This is a genomic window from Paracoccus marcusii, assembly GCF_006151785.1.
GTDB lineage: Bacteria > Pseudomonadota > Alphaproteobacteria > Rhodobacterales > Rhodobacteraceae > Paracoccus > Paracoccus marcusii.
Window position 1 is genome coordinate 1 of record NZ_VDDD01000072.1, and the last position, 18,670, is coordinate 18,670.

Sequence of the window (18,670 nt, forward strand, 5' to 3'; positions counted from 1 at the left end):
CGTTGCCGCCACCGTTCCCATTGCCGCCACCGTTCCCATTGCCGCCGCCGTTCCCGTTGCCGCCACCGTTTCCATTGCCGCCGCCGTTCCCGTTGCCGCCACCGTTTCCGTTGCCACCGCCGTTTCCGCTGCCGCCACTGTTTCCATTGCCGCCGCTGTTCTGGTCGCCGCTTCCGTCGCTATTGCCGCTAGAGCTACTGCCACCGGGGCTGCTTCCATTGCTGCTGGAGCCGACTCCAGCAGAACCGGTTCTGCCAGATCCAGCATCGCCACTGCTTGCGCTGAAATTGCTATTCCTGGCTGCGACCGTATCATCGGGGCTCTTATTGCGGCCGAGGATACCATGAAGACTGAATGGCCGCAGCCAAGGATTGTCGCCCCGTCCGTCAGAATCCCGATCATCGCCACGATCGTCGGCTACCGGTGCCGGGCTGCCATCGCCACTCGATGCAGTCAGCGCCTGATAGGGCTCAGTCATCTGTCCGCGGGCAATCACGGGGTTGGTGACCGGAGGCGCACCGGGTCCACTCAACCACAGCTCCAGATAGCCGTCCTCGGGTGAGGGCGTAAAGCTCACGAAGTCCCGGGCATCCGCATTCAAAGCTGCCGCAAGGTCCTGGGCTGCTGCGCGATCCTGAGGATGAAAATACCGGACATGCGTTTTGCCTACCGTGACGGGCGTCACGGCTTCTTCGGGTGTCCAACCTTCGGCGGAAAGCCATTTGATCGTCTGCTCACGCTGATCTGTGGCACTTCGCTCGGGCACGTAGACAGCCAGACGAAGCTGAGAGGGGTCATACTGCGCCATTGCCTCCTGAGGAATAGCCTCATCTCCCTGATTAGGGGGGCGGGTATTTCGCATTCCCGGCGTCGTGTAGACCGTTGGCTCGCCGGAAATCCTTTCCAGCGCATTCGTCTCAGGCCCGGAAGCGGACGTCGCTTCGGGCTGCATGGACGCGATGCCGGCCTGCGTGTCGGCAGATCCCGACAGTGCGGATGCCGACGCAGTCTCAGACTTCAGTCCTGGGAGCGGCGGCAGGTGCCGCCAGATTTCCTGTGCCGTTGTCGAACCGTTGCCGCTTCCCTGCGCAACCACTTGCGTCGCCATCAGGCATACAAAAACGGTCAGTGCTCCTAAGGGGACCTTCATATGCTTGTGTCGGTGCATCACGGCGTCGGTCTCCGCTTTCGATGCGCGATACCCGGTGAGACCCAGCCATCTGCATGAGGTACAGGGCTTCAGTCCATAGCCCGTCCCCTCCATGTGTCACGTCAATTTTAAGTGACTCTACCCAAGGGTGAAATCCTGCAGCCTCATACTTTATCAACTGATTGCGTATCGGCTGTCCATGCCATAGAGCCGTACTGATCCAAACCTAGCTGTGAGGCACTGGCCGAACTGCAGTTGAGATGACTTTCACAAGCCTGTGCCGCACCTGATGCCCGTTAGATCTTGGAGACGGTCCCAATTACCCAGCAAGCTTATATAGCTGGTCCAACTGGCGGATGAGTTTCTCGTATAGCGCTCGATACTTTGTGTTGTGTTTGTACGCTGATAAAGCCGACACGATCATATCAAGTTCATCTTTGGTCGTAAGAGCCACGATCACATTGTCCCGCACGGTTGTCTCCGCCTATTTGTATTTGACGGCGACCAACAAATAAAACGCGCTAGGGTTGCGAAAATTAACCTAGAGTTGATTTATGGGCAAAATTCCGCTCAGCAACGGGCAGGCGACGTCGGATAGTCAGATGGACGTCTGTTTTGTGTGGCGTCCAGAACTGATGCCATTGGCTCGGAAAACATCGCATTTTCAGGCTCGCTTGGCAGCTCCCAGCATCTTCGCCATCAAAAGGACGAACGGGCGTCTCTCCGATGGGGGCGCTCTGTGCCAAGCCTGCCCATTCGGGAAGATCCATCCATACACTTGCTGCATGACAGGTTGGTCCTGTTCCTCATGTATTGCGAGGTTCGGTCGGCCAGGCGGCCACCCCTCCCAGAACCACCGCCCGGCCAGGGACAACTGTATCAACATCTTCAGGACCATATGCCTATCTATATCGGCATATGGTTACCGGCACAAAGGCGGCCCCCGGAAGGGGTCCGGGGGCCTCCGCACAGAGCTGCTCCACATGCCTGACCAAAGGTAATGCGAGGTTGTCACCTCCCGAGCAGCTGGCTGGCGTTCAAGAAGCAGGTAGACGCTCAGGAATGAGCGACAAGAGCCTTGCCGTTCTGAGCATGACGAACAGCCAGACGGCGAGCCATTCTGCCGGTAGCCAGTGTCCGTGCCTGACTGGGCACGAAGCCCGCATCCGACAGTTCTGGAAACAGCTCATAGATCTCGTCCAACGCATCCGGACCGACAGATTTCAGGGCCTCCGGCCCGGGAAGGAGAGATTCAGCCTCTGCACCATTTGCGTAGACGATCTCGTGCTGGTCCAAGAGCATGTGGAAATACTCGACCAGCCCGACGATTTCGTTGCAGATGTCGATGCCGTCGATCATCACGAGCTGCTTTGCCGCTGCCAGGATCTCTTCGGTGCCGAACATTTTTTGGGCGATTGCCGACCGTACGAGGATACGGTGTTGAGGCGATACAAGCAGATCGTTGGCCGGCATCTGACGCCCGAGTGCGCCGGCCCGGATGCGGATCGGGCGCAGTTTGGCATTCAGGACCAGTCTCATCGGCGAAAGCGCCCTGCACCCGATCCAGCGGATCGGCTGGAGACCATGATCCCTGGTCATCACCATGTCGCCGACCTTGAGGGTTTCGATCGGCTGCAGTCCATTCACCGTTTCGATAAGCGTCCCGCGGACGAAGCAAACCGGTGCCACATCGAGAATGCCGTCACCCTCTGCAACATTCACGGTGATGGTGTTCACCAGGGGCGCGGTCGTCGGCGCCAGCGTATCGACAGTCGTCGCCGCGGTGTTCAGGGCAAGTCTGGTAGCGGTATTTTCAATGCCCGGAAGTTCAGTCGCTCTTGCGCGCAAGGCGTCCGACAAAGCCTCGATCCCGTCGGATGCCGGCACGGTCGCCGACACCGTCTGGCCGGCTACGGTGATCGACATCGTCACGAGGAGATTGTCCGGTGTCGGATCGTCATCGCTGATGAAGTAGTTTGTGCCCCCGACCCTGACGACATGCCCTTCGATCGGATTGAGCTGCAGGTTGATTGCAGCCAGTCCCGGAAGCGCCAGAGAGGGGTTCAGGTTCGAGAACGTGACCGGCCCGACATACTCGCCGGTCAGGACGTCATCGCCGACACCGAATGTCAGCGTCTCTCCGGAGGTCGCGATCTCGTTGGAGTCATCCCCGCGGATGAAGGTCGTCTGCTCGACGTCTCCGATCGCAGTGTTCAGGACGGACTGGGCATTGGTGTTGAGAACGGGGGTACCAGCGTTCACAGTGACGAAATTGTCGGGCAATGTTGTAACGAAGGGCATCATATATCCTGACATTCTGTTGAAATATGTGAGACTTCAGCAGGCATGCGGAAGCAGGCTGGCAAATGCCTGCTGAGGTCGTTCCTTTTTCGAATGGGACTGATTGTGTCTAAGTCCCGGCAGACGCGCCCAAGGGCGCAAGATCGAGGGGCAGAGGTCACGAGGTGCGGTCACACCTGAAATAAGATGTGCCGCACATTAACCATACTGAACGGTTCATGATTCGATCAAGAATCAACCTCAGATTGTTGGTTAATTTTTGATTAACACGCTATGGGTGTGCGGGTTCTATGCACGACACCACGAGAACCCTGGCCTGCTTCGTCGAACTGTTAATTTCCACCCAGAACTGAGCCGGGTTTGGAGTGAACCCCATGAGCTGGACCACATGGCACCATTCGAACTAAGCCGCTTTCTGGGCAAACAGGGTTTCGAATTCCTCGGGGGTTCTATAGCCGAGGGCTGAGTGAAGCCTTCTCGTGTTGTAGATCTGCTCAATGAAGATCGGCAAGCGGACTGCCACATTGGCAAAAGTCTCGTAACCGGCTCGATAGGCCTCCTCGACCTTCAGGGTCTTCATAAAGCTTTCAGCCTGCGCGTTATGATAAGGATTGCCGACGCTGCTCATCGAACTGCGCAAGTCTGATGCAGCAAGGGCGTCCCGATAGCTTTGGGATGCGTACTGACAGCCGCGATCCGTATGATGAATGCAGCCCTCGGAAGGCTTTCTGGTCATGACGGCCGCGCGCAGAGCTGCGAGTGCCAGTTCCGTATCCAGATGCTGTGACAATGCATAGCCTATGACTTTGCGGCTACAGGCATCCAGGATGGCGGCCAGGTAGCAGAAGCCTGTGACGACACGGATGTAGGTGAAATCCGCGACCCAGACCCTGTCAGGGCGATCGGGAATGAGGTTGCGATACAGGTTGGGAAAGATTGGAGGGTCATGCCGGCTGTCAGTCGTACGCACAGAGCGCTTGCGGGGCTTGATGCCCAGTCCCGCTACCCGCATGACCCGTGCTACCCTCTTGTGATTGATTGCAAAACCACGGCGCCGAAGCTCGTGGGTCACGCGTCTATAGCCATAGCAGGGTAGCTCATCCTGGACATCTTCGATGATGGCGGTGAGTTCGCCGTCCGTCAGCGTGAGGGTCCTGGCGGAGCGGTAGTAGTAGGTGCTGCGCGGCAGGTTCATGGCTTTGCACCCCCGTCTGACGGAGCAGCCAAGGGGCCGCTGATCACGAAGGATCTTTCGCTGCCGCCCGCGGTCGACATCCGTGGTGTTTTTTTTGCAAGATCCAGCTCCATCGTGAGCTGACCGACCTTACGCTCGAGCGCGGCAATGCGAGCTTCATACTCTGCAATGACACTGGCCTCGGCTTCCTCGTTGTTCAACTCGCCCCGGTCATATTGCGTGAGCCATCGCTGGATGAGGTTAGCGGAAAGATTGTGGCTGCGCTGCGCATCGCGCCGCCCAAGAGCACCGGTGCGGATGTCTTGGCAAAGCTGCAGCTTGAACGGCGTGGAATGCCGGCGGTAGGGACCTCGTGATGTCATGGGCCTTCTCCAATCAAGGCCCGTCCAGCGTCTTAGTTCGAATGGTGCGATGTGGTCCAGCCCATGGGGTTCACTCCATACACGCGGCTCAGTTCTAATGTGGAAATCAACAGCCGGGGCGGGTGAAGGCCCAAAAACACCTTAAGATCATACATATGCGCCATTATTTATGTTCGCGCAGTAGGCCTCTTTTCGAGTTCAGCGTGAAATGGGCCTCAAAAGCTTGTCCCACTACGTGTTACGCATGGTGTGCGCAGTTACTTCTTCCGTATGCGAGCTGTCCACCCGACGCTCATGGCAAGGCTGCAGCTGCCAGAAAGCCTCTGAGGGTATCATTGAACCGCAAGGACGATTCCATATTAACGATATGCCGCCCAGGCAGGGAGACATGCGTGCCATTGGGAACACCGGCGACGAGAGCCTCAAGGTTGGCAGGAGGACAGACCGGGTCATCGTCCCCTGATATTGCCAGCACGGGGTTTCTGATATCATTAAGCTGGCTGCGGAAATCTGCGTGGGCCAGCGCTGCGCAGCATCCCATGTATCCGTTGACAGATGTCTGTTCAAATTGGCCAAGAACTGCCGCGGCGGCATCAGGATGAACCTGCCGAAACGCCGGCGAGAACCACCGATCAGCTGTCGATGGAACCAGGGGGCGTAAACCGTTCTCGGTAACGTCTGCGATCCGGGAGGTCCAGCTATCCATGGTGCCGATGCGGGCAGCAGTCGCGCACAAAACGATGCGGTCCAGACGCGATCCTGCATGGATCGCCAGCCACTGCCCCGTCAGCCCACCGATCGACAGGCCGCAGAAATGGGTACGATCGATGCCCATGGCATCCAGCAGCATGATGACGTCTGACCCCAGGTCGGCCATCTCATAGGGGGCTGGTAGGGCCTCGGACCTTCCATGGCCCCGTCGGTCGTAACGCAGGATTTGGAAATCCGATTTCAGACCCGCGATCTGCGCGTCCCACATGTGCAGGTCAGTTCCGAGGGAATTGCAGAAGGTTAGCCAAGGCTTGTCCACTCCTGCCCCATCGATACGGTAGTGCAGGCGGTGCGTAGGAAGGTTCAGATATGGCATGGCGTAGTCTCCAAAAGAAAAGACGCGCAGCCCGACGGCCGCGCGCCATAAGATGATCTTCAGACAGTCGCCAGTTGCACCCGTTCGGTGCTGCGGGCATTGCTGAGGGCAAAGATCATCATCGCAAGGGTCGCGATCGCGGCAGGCAGCGCGAAGATCAGGAAGTTCTGACCCAGGGGCAGTTCCTTTGCCAGCAGCACCCCGCCCATCGTCGGCCCGACGATGGCGCCGATGCGGCCCACACCGGACGCCCAGCCCAGACCCGTCGAGCGCACCGAGAGATTGTAGAGCTGCGCGACACTTGCATAGAGCAGGATCTGCGTCCCAATGGTGGTGGCACCTGCGACAAAGATCAGTGCGAACAGCAGCTCCGGTGCCGGATTGACGCCGATCAGCGCGATGGACAGTGCGGCCGCCGCAAAGAAGCCCACGACGACGCGCGGAAGGCCGAACCGGTCACCCAACCTGCCGCCCATGATCGCGCCGGCCATGCCGCCGAAGTTCAGCGAGAACAGGCTGAGAAGGCTCGCGCGTTCGGCATAGCCCGCTTCTTGCAGAACCTTGGGCAACCAGGAAGACAGCAGGTACACCAACAGCAGGCAGCAGAAGAACGACAGCCACAGCATCAGCGTCCGCAGCAGCCGACCATGCCGGAACAGTTCAGCGACCGATGCCGAGGCGCCCTTGACTTCGGTAAAGATCAGTCGGTCGTCGGCGGCCAAAGGCGTCGCGGGATTGATCTTGGCAAAGATGCGCTTCGCCTCTTCCTGTTTGCCCTGCTTGATCAGGAAGCCAAGCGATTCCGGCAGCCTCCACAGGATCAGCGGCAGCAGGAGCAGCGGCACCGCGGCGATGAAGAACATAGGCTGCCAGCCAAAGCTGGGGATCAGGCCGATACCCAGCCCCGCCGCGACCATGCCGCCCACCGAATAGCCCGAGAACATCAGCGCGACCATCGTGCCACGCAGGCGCTTGGGCGCATACTCGTTCATCAGCGCGACCGCATTGGGCATCAGCCCGCCACATCCCAGACCCGCGATGAAGCGGAAGACCTTGAACTGTCCGGGCGTGTCGGCGAACCCCGTCAGAACCGTGGCCGAGGTGAACAGCGCAAAGCTGATGGCCACGCCCTTCTTGCGACCGATCCGGTCGGCCAGGGGGCCCAGGATCAACGCGCCGAACATCATGCCGAACAGCGCCCATGCCTGAAGCGCACCCGCCTGCGGCTTGGTCAGGCCCCATTCCTGGATCAGCGTCGGCAGGACCGTCCCCGCCACGAACACATCATAGCCGTCGACCACCAGCAGGGTGCCGCACAGCGCAACCACCAGCCACTGAAACTGCCCGAACGGACTTTGGTCGATGGCCTCGTTCACGTCTATCGTACGCATCGTCATTCTCCTCCCTGTTGTTGTTTTGGTGTCAGCCCTCGTCGCCTCCCGCGACGGACAGGACGGACCCGGTGATGTAGGATGCCTCGTCGGACGCCAGGAACAGGATCGGCGCGGCCTGTTCGTCGATGGTCCCATAGCGCTTCAGGACACTGGAACCGGTCACTTGTTCCACCACCTGCGCCATCCACTGCCGCTCATCCGGACTGTCGCCCGCGGCATTGCGAGGGATGCGGCGCGGTGGTGCCTCGGTTCCGCCGGGTGCGGTGGCCACGACGCGGATGTTCTGGCCTGCCACCTCCATTGCGAGGGATCGCGTGATCGCGTTCACGCCCCCCTTGGCCGCCGAGTAAGGCACACGGTGGATGCCGCGTGTCGCGTTCGACGACACGTTGACGATGGTGCCGCCGCCCCGCGCGGCCAGATGCGGTAGGACCGCATGGCAGCCATACAAAGTCGGCATCAGCGACCGGCGGATCTCGGCGTCGATCTGGTCGGGTTCGAATTCGGCCAGCGGGCGCATGCGGATGGCACCGCCCACCACGTTGATCAGAATGTCGATGCCGCCAAAGGTATCGGCGGCATGGCGCATGGCGGCGTTCGCCCCTGCCCAAGTCTCCAGGTCGGCAATAAATCCTGCGGCTTCTCCCTGGGCCTCGGCCACGACCTCTGCCAGGAAATCGGCCCGGTCCACGAACAGCACGCTGGCACCCTCGGCTGCAGCGCGCAGCGCCACCGCACGGCCGATGCCCTGGGCTGCGCCGGTAACCACGATCACCTTGCCCGCAAAGCGTCCGGCAAACACCGCGGCAGTCATGCGCTGGCCTTCAGCGGTGCGTTCGGCGTAAACTTCTCATAGTGAAAGCTGGCCGGTTCGACCTTGTGGTCGTTGAGATACTGCCTGACGGCATCGACCATCGGCGGGGGACCACACAGATAGATGTCGACATCACCCGCCGCCAGCATCTCCTCCGGCATGTGTTGGGTCACCCAGCCAGTGCGCGGATGATCCGAGGTGGGATCGGCAATCACAGTCGCGACGGTCAGGTTCGGCAACCGCTTGGCCAGCGCCATGATGCGGTCCACCAGAACCAGATCCAGATCGCGCGTCACGCCATAGATCAGGTGGATCTGCCGCCGCGATCCGGCCCGCGCCAGCATCTCTAGCATCGACAGGAACGGCGCCAGCCCGGTGCCGCCTGCCAGACACAACAGCGGACCGTCGCCGCCTCTCAGATAGAAGCTACCCATAGGGCCGGTCAGCTGCAACGGGTCGCCCGGCTTGGCGCGCGACAGCCAGGTGCTCATCACCCCACCGGGGATCTTCTTGATCAAAAATCCCAAGGTGCGCTCGCCCGGCGCGGTGCTGAACGAGTAGGACCGGTGAGTGCCGTTGCCAGGCACCTCGATATTGACATATTGACCCGGCAGGAATGCAGGGGCCGTAGCCGCATCGTCCATGGTCAGCTCCAGGACGACGGCGGCATCGTGATGCGGCTCGATCCGGGACACTGTTGCCGCGAACGCCTGCTGACCTGTCTTGCAGGCCTGCGACGTGGTCGGCACCGAGAGCACGCAGTCGGACGATGGCACCATCTGGCAGGTCAGAACCAGTCCCTGTCCTGCCTCGTCCTCGGTCAGGGCGTCCTCGATGAAGTCGTCGCCCATATCATAGGCGCCGCTTTCGGCGCGGCACTTGCAGGTGCCGCAGACGCCGTCGGAACAGTCCATCGGCAGATTGATCTTGTTGCGGAAAGCCGCATCCAGAACCTTCTCTCCGGGCTTGCAGTCGACGAAGCGGGTGACCCCGTCCTCGAAGTTCAGGGCTATGGTGTAGCACATGTTCGCCTCCTCCTTGCGGTTGTGCGGGATCGGCGGTCAGACGTGATAGACGTCGATGACCTGGCGGATGTAGTCGTTCTTGAGGACGATCTTTTTGGCTGCGATGCTCAGCCCGTCCTGATCCCGCCGCAGGGTGACGAACATGGTCCCGAAGAACTGATCCGTGGCCTTGTAGCGGTGGTTCAGCGTGTGGAAGTTGTAGCGGACATCGACCTCGTCGCCTCGATCGGCCACCACCTCGACGTTCTGGACCGCGTGACTGGTGCGCGGCTCTGGTGTGGATGCGCCGGAGCGTTCCGTCTTGATGCGGAACACCCGGTCTTCCAGCCCCTCGCGGTTCGGATAATAGATCAGAGAGATCTCGGACTGGGGATCCTCGGTCGTCTGGTCGTTGTCGTCCCAGGCCGGCATCCAGTAGGAGGCATCGAGCGCATAGCAGGTCAGCCACTCGTCCCATTGCCGGTCATCCAGCAGGCGCGCTTCGCGATAAAGGAACGCGCAGATCGCGTGATGATCAATGCTCATACCATCTCTCCCGTCTTCTCGCTGGCCAGGGCATCGCGCATGACGCGGGCCCAGTATTCGTGCTGGCAGACGAACAGCCCTTCGTCCTCGCTGCGCTCTCCAGAGATCAGCGGGTTGAGACCCATGCGACGGGCATTGTCGTCCGCGCCGTGGATCCACAGCGGCGCACCACGCGACATGTCGTTCCACAGCGGCGCGCTGCCGGCATAAGCGGTCTGGCAGGCGCGAAACTCCTCCAAGTCGTCCGACGTGCCCATGCCGGAAACGTTGAAGAAGTCCTCGTACTGGCGAATGCGGGTGCCGCGGTCTTCGGCGCCCTCTCCCTTGGGGGCGAAGCAGAAGATGGTAACCTCGGTCCGGTCCACCGACAGCGGGCGCACCACGCGGATCTGGGTGCTGAACTGGTCCATCAGGAAGACGTTCGGATAAAGGCACAGGTTGCGCGTCTGGTTGACGATGAAGCCGGCCTTGTCCTCGCCCAAGCGGGCGGCGATCTCGTCACGGCGGTTGAAGACCGGGCGCACCTCGGGATTGGCGGTATTGGTCCACAGCAGAATATGGCCGTTGTCGAACCCGTAGACGCCAGCCTTGGACTTGCTCCAGCTGTTGGCATCGACCGCCTTTGTGCCGGTTTCGCTGCGGCGATCCATTGTCGTGGCATAGTTCCAGTGGACCGAGCTGACGTGATAGCCGTCGCAGCCGTTTTCCATCTGCAACTTCCAGTTGCCATCATAGATGTAGCTGGAGTTCCCGCGCAGCACTTCCAACCCCTCGGGGGCCTGATCGACGATTTGGTCGATAATCACAGTGGTTTCGCCCAGGTAGTCGGTCAGCGATGCAACATCGGGGTTCAGGCTGCCGAACAGGAAGCCGCGATAGCTTTCAAACCGGGCTACGCGGGTCAGGTCGTGAGAGCCATCGGTGTTGAACTGATCGGGATACTGGGTGGTCTTGGCATCCTTGACCTTCAGCAGCTTACCGGTGTTGGCAAACGTCCAGCCGTGGAACGGACAGGTGAAGCTGCCCTTGTTGCCCTGCTTGCGGCGACACAGCATTGCACCCTTGTGGGCGCAGGCATTGATGACCGCGTTCAGCGTTCCGGTCTTGTCGCGGGTGATGACGATAGGCTGGCGGCCGATCCAGGTGGTGTAGTAGTCGTTGACGTTGGGGATCTGGCTTTCATGAGCCAAATAAACCCAGTTTCCCTCGAAGATGTGCTTCAGCTCCAACGCGAACAGATCCTCGTTCGTGAAGATGTCGCGGCGACAGCGGAACAGCCCGGCCTGTGCGTCATCCTGCACGGCTGTCGCCAGCAGGGTATCCAGATCACGGGCCTTGTCGATGATCGCAGACATGATTGGTCCTTCCCCAGGGGATGCGCCGGACGCGGGCATGCCCTGCTCAGATGTCATTGGTGAAAAATGGATGCGGATCGAGGCAGTCGCGTCGGGTGGCTGCCTGCAGGGCTCCGTCAGGCGGCGGCGCGGCGGCGCTGTTCGTTCAGCTGGTTGTCGACGCCATCGACGAGGGCCGTCAGGTGGATGTCAAAGGCGATCTCGGCAAAGGGGCCGGTCAGGTTGTTTGCGGCGATGCTGTCCGCATCGGTCCGTTCGATGACATGCGGCACCAGACCGTCGCGGGTGGCATAGGCAAAGTCGTCGTCGATCAGCGGATCACCCTCGATGTTGATCTGGGTTGTCAGCTTGCGATGACCTTCACCGCTGACGAAAAAGTGGATGTGCGCGGGGCGCTGGCCGTGCCGTCCAAGTGCGGTCAGCAGCGCCTCGGTCGGGCTGCCGGGGGGCACGCCGTAACCACTGGGCAGGATGCTTTGGAATTTGTAGCGGCCCTGGGCGTCGGTGACGATGGTCCGGCGCATGTTGAATGGCGCCTGCTGGCCCGTCGGGTCGAAATGCGAATAGAAACCGCGCGTGTCGCAATGCCAGACCTCGACCTTGGCGCCAGGCAGCGGCTGGCCGTCTGCGCCATGAACCTTGCCCTGCATGATCAGCGTTTGACCGTTGGTGTCGGTTCCGTCGTCCAGTCGTGCGAAGCCCACGGACTCCGGGGCGCCGGCCACATAAAGCGGACCTTCGATCGTGCGCGGGGTCGGGTTTTCGATGCCCATGGCCGCGTCAATGGCGTCCAGCCTCTCATCCATGAAGTGATCGATGCCAAGGCCCGGTGAGACCAGCCCCACTTGGCCAGCGGCGCCCAGATCATTCAGCCAGGCCACGCCCTGCCAGTATTCGTCCGGGGTGATATTCAGATCGTCGATTGCCTTGAACAGGTCAGACATCAGGCGGTGCACAATCTGCTTCATGCGCGGATCGCCATCCTTGTTGTTCAGGCCACTCAGCTCGTTCAGGAATTCTTGGACGTCCGGTCGGTTGAAGATGGTCACGGTCATTGGGTTCTCCTCCTGGATTCTTTTGGAAACTGGGTCGGCGGGGCTCCCTCCCCGCCGTTGGGCATGACTAGCGGTCGTCCTCTCTGATGGCCGACGGATGGCGCAGCAGTGGCGTGACGCTAATCTCCATGAACGGGAACAGCGGCAGGCCGGACAGGATCTGGTGCAGCTCGTCATGGTCGCGCACGTCGAAGATGCTGCAGTTGGCGTATTGTCCGGCGATCCGCCAGATATGGCGCCATTTGCCGCTGCGCTGCAGATCCTGGGAATAGGCCTTTTCCTGCGCAAGGATCCGGGTGGCCTCTTCGGGCGCAAGGTCCCGGGGAAGATCGACCGTCATCATCACCTGGTACAGCATCGTCACACAACTCCTTTGGGCAGGCTGATCGTCTTGCGCAGTCCGTCGCGCGCGAAGAACGCCACGCGCTCCTCGTCCAAAGACAGTCCGAGACCCGGCCCGGCCGGAACCGTCAGCTCGAAGTCGCTGTAGTCCAGCGGCTCGGTCAGGATGTCTTCGGTGAGCAGCAGCGGTCCGAACAGTTCGGTCCCCCATTGCAGATTGGCGAAGGTCGAGAACGTATGGGCCGAAATCACCGTGCCCACCGCCCCCTCCAGCATCGTGCCGCCGTAAAGACCGATCCCCGCGGCATCGGCGATAGCCGCCACGCGCAAGGCGTTGAACGCGCCGCCGCTTTGCTCCAGCTTGACCGCATAGACGTCCGCACCCTGCACGCGTGCGATCTCGAACGCACTTTCGGGTCCGGTCAGTGATTCATCGGCCATCAGCGCGATCGGAAAGCGGCGCACCAGCCGACCCATCGCCGCACTTGATGCCACCGGTTGTTCGACCAGCACGCAGCCTGCATCGGCCAGCGCCGCCATGCCAAAGGCGGCCTTCCCTTCGGACCAGGCCATGTTCACGTCGACGCGGATGGACGCCCTGTCGCCAAGCGCCTGCCCGATGGCCGCGACATGGGAAATATCCTCGCGCAGCGCCCGCGCACCAATCTTCAGCTTGAAGACACGGTGGCGGCGCAGGTCCAGCATGCGCTCGGCCTCTGCGATGTCGCGCGCCGTGTCGCCCGATGCCAGCGTCCAGGCCACAGGCAGACGATCCCGCCGCCGCCCGCCCAGCAGTTCACTGACCGGCAGGCCAAGACGCCGGCCGTGGGCGTCCAGCAGTGCGGTCTCGACCGCGGACTTGGAAAAGCGATTTTCGCGGACCATCCTGCCGATCCGCGCCATCAGCGACTGCACGCGGGTGGCATCCTGACCGATCATCAGCGGCGCGAACCACGTGTCGATATTGGTCTTCATGCTTTCGGGGCTTTCGCCGCCATAGGCCAGACCGCCGATGGTTGTCCCCTCGCCGACGCCAACGATACCGTCGCTGCAGTGGACGCGGACCAGCATCAGAACCTGACCGTTCATGGTCGCAACCGACAGCTTGTGTGGCCGGATGGTCGGCAAATCGAGGATCACCGTCTCGACCTGCGTGACGACAGGAACGGCGGTGGTGGTGGAAGCGAGGGGGGCGAATGACTGGTTCATGAGGCTAAAATGCCTCCCGCACTGCGCCCCGTCCAACACCGTTTCGGTTTGAAGCCATACCCTTTGGGTATTATGATCCGTCAGGCATCCAGGAACACCTTCATGCTGCGATGCAGAATACTTTGCGTGAAGGAAAGGATCCGATGGACCTGCGTCAGCTCCGCTATTTTGTCGCTGTCGCGAGAGAGCGCAATTTCACCCGTGCTGCGGAACAGCTGAACATCGCCCAGCCACCGCTGAGCCGGCAGATCCAGTTACTGGAGGAGGAGCTGGGCGTCGTCCTGATCACCCGCACAAGCCGGCCCGTGAAGCTGACCGACGCCGGACGGCTTCTCTATGAACAGGCCTTGCAGGTCCTTGGGCGCGTGGACCAGATGAAAGACGCCACACGGCGGGTGGGTATGAACCGCAATCGGGTGCTCTCCATCGGCTTCGTGGCCTCGACGCTGTATGGCGGGCTGCCGGTCCTGGTGCGCAAGCTGCGCCAGAATGCACCGGAACTGGATATCCAGTTGCTGGAGATGCTGTCGATCCAGCAGGTTGCTGCATTGAAAGAAGGCCGCATCGATATTGGGTTTGGCCGCATGCGCCATAACGATCCCAACGTCGTCGCCACGATCCTGCGCGAGGAGCGTCTGGTTGTCGCGCTGCCACAGGACTCGGTGCTGGCCCAGGACGAGGGCCCGATCCGGCTGTCCGTCATCGCGGACCAGCGGTTGATCGTCTATCCGAAGGAGCCGCGTCCCAGCTATGCCGACCAGGTTCTCAGTTTGCTACAGGAGGAAGAGATCCGTCCCCGCGATGTCCTGGAAGTCCGTGAGATCCAGACGGCGCTTGGGCTGGTCGCTGCGGATTCTGGGGTCTGCATCATCCCGTCATCCGCGAGGCAGATGCGGTCTGATGTCCGCTATCGTGTCATCGACAGCCCTCGTGCGACGTCTCCGGTAATCATGAACCATCGGGCTGGCGATACATCCCGCTATCTGGACCTGATCCGGCGCCTGATCCGCGAGATGTATGCCGAAAAACCCGCATGGCTAGCGGCCAACAACTTGGCCGCCCCGGACCCGGACCCGGACCCCTGACGTCAGACCCGTTCCAAGGCGATCGCGATACCTTGGCCCACGCCGATGCACATCATCGACAGGGATCGCCGGCCGCCGGTGTAAGCCATCTCCAGCGCCGCCGTGCCGGTGATGCGCGCGCCCGACATGCCCAGGGGATGGCCAAGCGCGATGGCGCCGCCATTGGGGTTCACGCGCGGGTCATCGTCGGCAATGCCCAGATCGCGAAGTGTCGCAAGACCCTGGCTGGCGAAGGCCTCGTTCAGCTCGATCACGTCGAAGTCGGTCTGGCCCAGCCTCAACCTGGCCATCAGCTTGCGCGCGGCGGGCGCCGGGCCAAATCCCATGATCCGCGGCGCTACGCCTGCGACGGCCCCGCCCAGGATACGGGCGATGGGCGTCAGTCCGTGTCGGCGCGCGCCTGCCTCGGACGCGATGATCAGCGCTGCCGCACCGTCATTGACGCCAGAAGCATTGCCCGCTGTCACCGTCCCTCCCTTGCGGAAGGGCGCCTTCAAACCTGCAAGGGCCTCCAGCGTCGTCTGGCGCGGGTGTTCGTCGCGATCGACCCGGTTAGGGTCGCCCTTGCGCTGAGGGATCAGCACCGGGGTGATCTCTGCGTCAAACCGACCATTTCCCTGAGCCACGGCGGCTTTTTGCTGAGAGCGCAGTGCGAATGCGTCCTGGTCGGCGCGGCTGACCCTGAAATCCTCGGCGACGTTCTCAGCCGTCTCGGGCATCGAATCGACGCCGTATTGCGCCTCCATCAGCGGATTGACGAACCGCCAGCCGATGGTCGTATCGTAGACGGCCGCGCTGCGCGAGAATGCCGTTTCGGCCTTTGGCATCACGAAAGGCGCGCGGGACATGCTCTCGACACCGCCGGCGATCATCAGGTCCGCCTCTCCCGCGCGGATGGCGCGGGCGGTTGCGATGACCGCGTCCATTCCCGACCCGCATAGACGGTTGATGGTCGTCCCGCCAACCTCGACAGGCAGGCCCGCCAGCAACAGCGACATGCGCGCCACGTTTCGGTTATCCTCGCCCGCCTGGTTGGCGCAGCCGAAGATGACGTCATCGACCGCCTGCCAGTCGACACCGGCATTGCGCGCCATCAGGGCCTGCAGCGGAACGGCCCCCAGATCGTCGGCCCGGACGGAGGACAGCGCGCCGCCGAACCGGCCGATGGGCGTGCGGACATAGTCGCAGATAAAAGCTACGGTCATCTCATACCTCCGGAACGATCAGGTCGGTCACGGCACCATCCGCATGCAGCGGGGCGCCGGTCAGCGATTGCAGATAATCAAATGACAGAGCGGCCAGCTTTTCACGCAGCATGAACCGACCGCCCTCAATGTCGATGACCGCCAGCGAGGTATAGACCCGCGTCACGCAGGCCACTCCGGTCAAGGGCAAGCTGCAGGCTTCAACCAGCTTGGGTTTGCCGTCACGGGTGACATGGTCAGTGATGACCGCCACGCGCTTTGCCCCATGGACCAGATCCATCGCACCACCCACGGCGGGTACGCCCTTGGGGCCGGTGGACCAGTTCGCCAGATCGCCGTTCTGTGCGACCTGATAGGCCCCCAGGATCGCGACATCCAGATGCCCCCCGCGCACCATCGCAAAGCTGTCGGCGTGGTGAAAGAACGCGGTGCCGGGCCGGATCGTCACCGCCTTCTTTCCGGCATTGATCAGATCCCAGTCCTCCGCGCCCGCCGGGGGGGCCTCGCCGAAGCCGAGGATGCCGTTTTCGGTATGAAATATCGCCTGACGCCCGATGGGCTGGAAGCGAGCGACCATTTCCGGAAATCCGATGCCCAGATTGACATAGGCTCCGTCGTGGATGTCCTGCGCGGCCCGCCACGCGATCTGCGCATTTGTCAGCTTGTCGGCCATGCCGTCCCCTCCGGGTATCGCGCCTCTGCGCGGTTCAGCTCCTCTTCCTGCGCCGGGTCCGGCACGTGGATGATCCCATCGACAAAGATCCCCGGCGTGATCACCGCCTCCGGGTCGATGTCTCCCGGCGCGACCACATGGCTGACCTGCACGATCGTCCGCATCGCGGCCATCGCCATCAGCGGCGCAAAGTTGCGCGCAGCCATCCGGTAGGTCAGATTGCCCAGGTGATCCCCGATCTCTGCCTTGATCAGCGCCACATCGGCTTTCAGCCAGCGCTCCTGCACATAGGACCGGCCGTCGAATTCGGCCACGGGCTTCCCCCGCCCCAGGTCGGTGCCGAACCCGGTAGGGGTATAGAAGGCCGGGATGCCCGCTCCGCCCGCACGGATGCGTTCGGCCAGCGTTCCCTGCGGAACAAGCTCAAGGTCGATCTGCCCTGCCAGATAGCGTTCGGTGAACACCACCGGGTCTGCCGAGCGCGGAAAGGAACAGATCATCCGAGCCACCATGCCCTGCTCGATCATTGCCGCGATACCGACATGACCGTTGCCGGCGTTGTTGTTGATAACCGTCAGGTTTCCGGGGTTGCCGGTCGTCACAAAGCGGTCGATCAGGGCGTGGATGAGTTCGATCGGTGCTCCGGAACCGCCAAACCCGCCGATCATCACCGTGGCACCGTCCGCGATTTGGGCCGTAGCTGCCGCCAGCGTCGAAATGCGTTTGTCCATGAATTCTCCCCTGTATGAGGAGGGCTTACGGCGCGATAACAAACAACGCCATAAGATTTGGTCACATGTTGAGTTTTGTTCGGACTGCGATTATTTCTGATCGCATGGCGAACAGAACCGACATTATTGGATCCTTAGGCAAAGGACTGCTGGTGATCGAAGCCTTCGGCGCCGAGCGACCCCGCATGGCGATTTCCGAGGTGGCGGAGGCCACAGGCTTGGATCGGGCCACCGCCCGGCGCTGTCTGTTGACCCTGCACGAGTTGGGCTATGCTGATTACGACGGGAAGTTTTTCACCCTGACCGCGCGGGTGTTGCGCCTAGGCATGGGGGCTTTGGCAGCGATGCCCTTGGCGCAGCTGGTCCAGCCTTGGCTGGACCAGCTGTCCGATCGGATCGGGCAATCGACATCTGTGTCGATCTTGGACGGCACCGAGATCGTCTATCTCGCCCGCGCCGCGCAGCGTCGGGTGATGTCGATCGGGCTGATGCCCGGATCACGACTGCCCGTGCATTGCACGTCGATGGGGCGCGTCCTGCTGGCCGCCCTGCCCCGCGATCAGGCCTTGGCGCTGGTCATGTCTTCCGATCTGACGCCCCGTACCCCACACAGCCTGACCGATCCCACCGAAATCATGGACCGGATCGACACCGCCCGTACGGACGGATACGCCGTCATCGATCAAGAGGTGGAGTCGGGACTGCGTTCCATCGCCGTCCCGCTGTATTCTGTGCATGGCCGGGTCATCGCCGCGGTCAATACCGGGGTTGCCGCGGTTCAGGCCGATGCCGTGGATTTAGTCGGTCTGTATCTCGATCCGCTCCTGAAGGTTCAGGACGGTCTGCGGCGCGTGCTGCGATAGCGCAAGGTGCCAAATCGCTGCAGCGCATCTTTAATCATAGCGCCCGTCTCCGTATTCATGCTCCGGTCGGAACGTTCCCACGGTTGAGAATGCGCCGTGCGATCTGCAAGGCAATCGGGAAGGCGATGGCGCCAAGCCAGAATGCTAGACGCCAGACTCAAAGCCAGAACATGACGATTACGGCAAGAGCGATGGCGGAAAGGAAGACCTTCGAGCACCCGTCGTTGCGGATGGCAATGCGGCGCCAGTCTCCAGCCTGCCAAACATGATCTCGATCCAACTGCACCTCTTTTAGCAGC

At 61.6% G+C, this 18,670-nt stretch carries 18 protein-coding genes and 1 pseudogene; 2 read left to right on the forward strand and 17 right to left on the reverse strand.

All coding sequences use genetic code 11. From position 1 onward, the window contains the following. The 13 genes from FHD68_RS19385 to FHD68_RS11870 all read right to left on the reverse strand — a co-directional run. Nucleotides 1-1,168 (reverse strand): hypothetical protein (locus tag FHD68_RS19385; protein WP_208863767.1); only part of this gene is annotated, 1,168 nt, incomplete at its 3' end. Between the two features lie 1,038 nt (nucleotides 1,169-2,206). After that, a complete protein-coding gene (locus FHD68_RS11815) occupies nucleotides 2,207-3,451 on the reverse strand; it encodes a Hint domain-containing protein (RefSeq protein ID WP_244297841.1) in 1,245 nt (414 codons plus the stop codon). Nucleotides 3,452-3,854: 403 nt separating this feature from the next. Beyond that, entirely contained in the window at nucleotides 3,855-4,646 is a 792-nt protein-coding gene (locus tag FHD68_RS11820) for an IS3 family transposase (protein ID WP_244297842.1), read from the reverse strand. Next, on the reverse strand, nucleotides 4,643-5,008 hold the full coding sequence (locus FHD68_RS11825; RefSeq protein ID WP_139085786.1) for a transposase: 366 nt from the start codon (nucleotides 5,006-5,008) through the stop codon (nucleotides 4,643-4,645). Before FHD68_RS11825 ends, FHD68_RS11820 begins: the two co-directional genes overlap by 4 nt. 292 nt (nucleotides 5,009-5,300) lie before the next feature. After that, nucleotides 5,301-6,095, reverse strand: a complete 795-nt coding sequence (gene pcaD, locus FHD68_RS11830; protein ID WP_139085788.1) for a 3-oxoadipate enol-lactonase — start codon at nucleotides 6,093-6,095, stop codon at nucleotides 5,301-5,303. Nucleotides 6,096-6,154: 59 nt separating this feature from the next. Continuing rightward, nucleotides 6,155-7,486, reverse strand: a complete 1,332-nt coding sequence (locus FHD68_RS11835; RefSeq protein WP_139085791.1) for an MFS transporter — start codon at nucleotides 7,484-7,486, stop codon at nucleotides 6,155-6,157. A 31-nt stretch (nucleotides 7,487-7,517) separates the two neighbouring features. Next, a complete protein-coding gene (benD, locus tag FHD68_RS11840; protein ID WP_139085793.1) occupies nucleotides 7,518-8,303 on the reverse strand; it encodes a benzoate diol dehydrogenase BenD in 786 nt (261 codons plus the stop codon). Continuing rightward, nucleotides 8,300-9,328, reverse strand: coding sequence for a benzoate 1,2-dioxygenase electron transfer component BenC (gene benC, locus FHD68_RS11845; protein WP_139085795.1), 1,029 nt, complete (start codon nucleotides 9,326-9,328; stop codon nucleotides 8,300-8,302). The genes benD and benC overlap by 4 nt, the downstream gene beginning before the upstream one ends. Before the next feature lie 36 nt (nucleotides 9,329-9,364). Next, entirely contained in the window at nucleotides 9,365-9,853 is a 489-nt protein-coding gene (gene benB, locus FHD68_RS11850; RefSeq protein ID WP_139085797.1) for a benzoate 1,2-dioxygenase small subunit, read from the reverse strand. Beyond that, complete coding sequence (locus FHD68_RS11855; protein ID WP_139085799.1) at nucleotides 9,850-11,208, reverse strand: SRPBCC family protein; 1,359 nt, start codon at nucleotides 11,206-11,208, stop codon at nucleotides 9,850-9,852. Before FHD68_RS11855 ends, benB begins: the two co-directional genes overlap by 4 nt. Nucleotides 11,209-11,324: 116 nt before the next feature. Then, on the reverse strand, nucleotides 11,325-12,263 hold the full coding sequence (catA, locus tag FHD68_RS11860) for a catechol 1,2-dioxygenase (protein WP_139085801.1): 939 nt from the start codon (nucleotides 12,261-12,263) through the stop codon (nucleotides 11,325-11,327). Between the two features lie 67 nt (nucleotides 12,264-12,330). Next, nucleotides 12,331-12,621, reverse strand: a complete 291-nt coding sequence (catC, locus tag FHD68_RS11865; protein WP_139085813.1) for a muconolactone Delta-isomerase — start codon at nucleotides 12,619-12,621, stop codon at nucleotides 12,331-12,333. Nucleotides 12,622-12,623: 2 nt separating this feature from the next. Next, nucleotides 12,624-13,814 (reverse strand): muconate/chloromuconate family cycloisomerase, encoded by a 1,191-nt coding sequence (locus tag FHD68_RS11870; RefSeq protein WP_139085803.1) that lies wholly within the window; start codon nucleotides 13,812-13,814, stop codon nucleotides 12,624-12,626. Between the two features lie 143 nt (nucleotides 13,815-13,957). Between FHD68_RS11870 and FHD68_RS11875 the strand changes: the two genes are divergently transcribed. Then, nucleotides 13,958-14,899, forward strand: coding sequence for a LysR family transcriptional regulator (locus tag FHD68_RS11875; protein ID WP_139085805.1), 942 nt, complete (start codon nucleotides 13,958-13,960; stop codon nucleotides 14,897-14,899). 2 nt (nucleotides 14,900-14,901) lie between these two features. Here FHD68_RS11875 and pcaF read toward each other — a convergent pair whose 3' ends face one another. The 3 genes from pcaF to FHD68_RS11890 are packed head-to-tail and all read right to left on the reverse strand — an operon-like array spanning nucleotide 14,902 to nucleotide 17,508. Beyond that, nucleotides 14,902-16,104 (reverse strand): 3-oxoadipyl-CoA thiolase, encoded by a 1,203-nt coding sequence (gene pcaF / locus FHD68_RS11880; RefSeq protein ID WP_139085807.1) that lies wholly within the window; start codon nucleotides 16,102-16,104, stop codon nucleotides 14,902-14,904. 1 nt (nucleotide 16,105) lies between these two features. Then, the gene (locus tag FHD68_RS11885) at nucleotides 16,106-16,777 is read right to left on the reverse strand and encodes a 3-oxoacid CoA-transferase subunit B (RefSeq protein WP_139085809.1); all 672 of its coding nucleotides are present in this window, start codon (nucleotides 16,775-16,777) and stop codon (nucleotides 16,106-16,108) included. Next, nucleotides 16,762-17,508 (reverse strand): 3-oxoacid CoA-transferase subunit A, encoded by a 747-nt coding sequence (locus FHD68_RS11890; protein WP_139085811.1) that lies wholly within the window; start codon nucleotides 17,506-17,508, stop codon nucleotides 16,762-16,764. The genes FHD68_RS11885 and FHD68_RS11890 overlap by 16 nt, the downstream gene beginning before the upstream one ends. A 104-nt stretch (nucleotides 17,509-17,612) precedes the next feature. Between FHD68_RS11890 and FHD68_RS11895 the strand changes: the two genes are divergently transcribed. Continuing rightward, entirely contained in the window at nucleotides 17,613-18,371 is a 759-nt protein-coding gene (locus FHD68_RS11895) for an IclR family transcriptional regulator domain-containing protein (RefSeq protein WP_139085815.1), read from the forward strand. Nucleotides 18,372-18,528: 157 nt separating this feature from the next. Here FHD68_RS11895 and FHD68_RS11900 read toward each other — a convergent pair. Next, a pseudogene (locus tag FHD68_RS11900) lies at nucleotides 18,529-18,662 on the reverse strand (IS5/IS1182 family transposase); the annotation flags it as partial. Between the last annotated feature and the right edge of the window lie 8 nt (nucleotides 18,663-18,670).

What these genes read in the sequence shown, in the direction of transcription:
- FHD68_RS11895 (WP_139085815.1), top strand. Translation starts at nt 17,613, where the DNA reads ATGGCGAACAGAACCGACATTATTGGATCCTTAGGCAAAGGACTGCTG.
- pcaD (WP_139085788.1), bottom strand. Translation starts at nt 6,095, where the DNA reads ATGCCATATCTGAACCTTCCTACGCACCGCCTGCACTACCGTATCGAT.
- FHD68_RS11815 (WP_244297841.1), bottom strand. Translation starts at nt 3,451, where the DNA reads ATGCCCTTCGTTACAACATTGCCCGACAATTTCGTCACTGTGAACGCT.
- pcaF (WP_139085807.1), bottom strand. Translation starts at nt 16,104, where the DNA reads ATGACCGTAGCTTTTATCTGCGACTATGTCCGCACGCCCATCGGCCGG.
- FHD68_RS11890 (WP_139085811.1), bottom strand. Translation starts at nt 17,508, where the DNA reads ATGGACAAACGCATTTCGACGCTGGCGGCAGCTACGGCCCAAATCGCG.
- FHD68_RS11875 (WP_139085805.1), top strand. Translation starts at nt 13,958, where the DNA reads ATGGACCTGCGTCAGCTCCGCTATTTTGTCGCTGTCGCGAGAGAGCGC.
- FHD68_RS11855 (WP_139085799.1), bottom strand. Translation starts at nt 11,208, where the DNA reads ATGTCTGCGATCATCGACAAGGCCCGTGATCTGGATACCCTGCTGGCG.
- FHD68_RS11825 (WP_139085786.1), bottom strand. Translation starts at nt 5,008, where the DNA reads ATGACATCACGAGGTCCCTACCGCCGGCATTCCACGCCGTTCAAGCTG.
- FHD68_RS11820 (WP_244297842.1), bottom strand. Translation starts at nt 4,646, where the DNA reads ATGAACCTGCCGCGCAGCACCTACTACTACCGCTCCGCCAGGACCCTC.
- benC (WP_139085795.1), bottom strand. Translation starts at nt 9,328, where the DNA reads ATGTGCTACACCATAGCCCTGAACTTCGAGGACGGGGTCACCCGCTTC.
- catC (WP_139085813.1), bottom strand. Translation starts at nt 12,621, where the DNA reads ATGCTGTACCAGGTGATGATGACGGTCGATCTTCCCCGGGACCTTGCG.
- benD (WP_139085793.1), bottom strand. Translation starts at nt 8,303, where the DNA reads ATGACTGCCGCGGTGTTTGCCGGACGCTTTGCGGGCAAGGTGATCGTG.
- catA (WP_139085801.1), bottom strand. Translation starts at nt 12,263, where the DNA reads ATGACCGTGACCATCTTCAACCGACCGGACGTCCAAGAATTCCTGAAC.
- FHD68_RS11885 (WP_139085809.1), bottom strand. Translation starts at nt 16,777, where the DNA reads ATGGCCGACAAGCTGACAAATGCGCAGATCGCGTGGCGGGCCGCGCAG.
- FHD68_RS11870 (WP_139085803.1), bottom strand. Translation starts at nt 13,814, where the DNA reads ATGAACCAGTCATTCGCCCCCCTCGCTTCCACCACCACCGCCGTTCCT.
- FHD68_RS11835 (WP_139085791.1), bottom strand. Translation starts at nt 7,486, where the DNA reads ATGCGTACGATAGACGTGAACGAGGCCATCGACCAAAGTCCGTTCGGG.
- benB (WP_139085797.1), bottom strand. Translation starts at nt 9,853, where the DNA reads ATGAGCATTGATCATCACGCGATCTGCGCGTTCCTTTATCGCGAAGCG.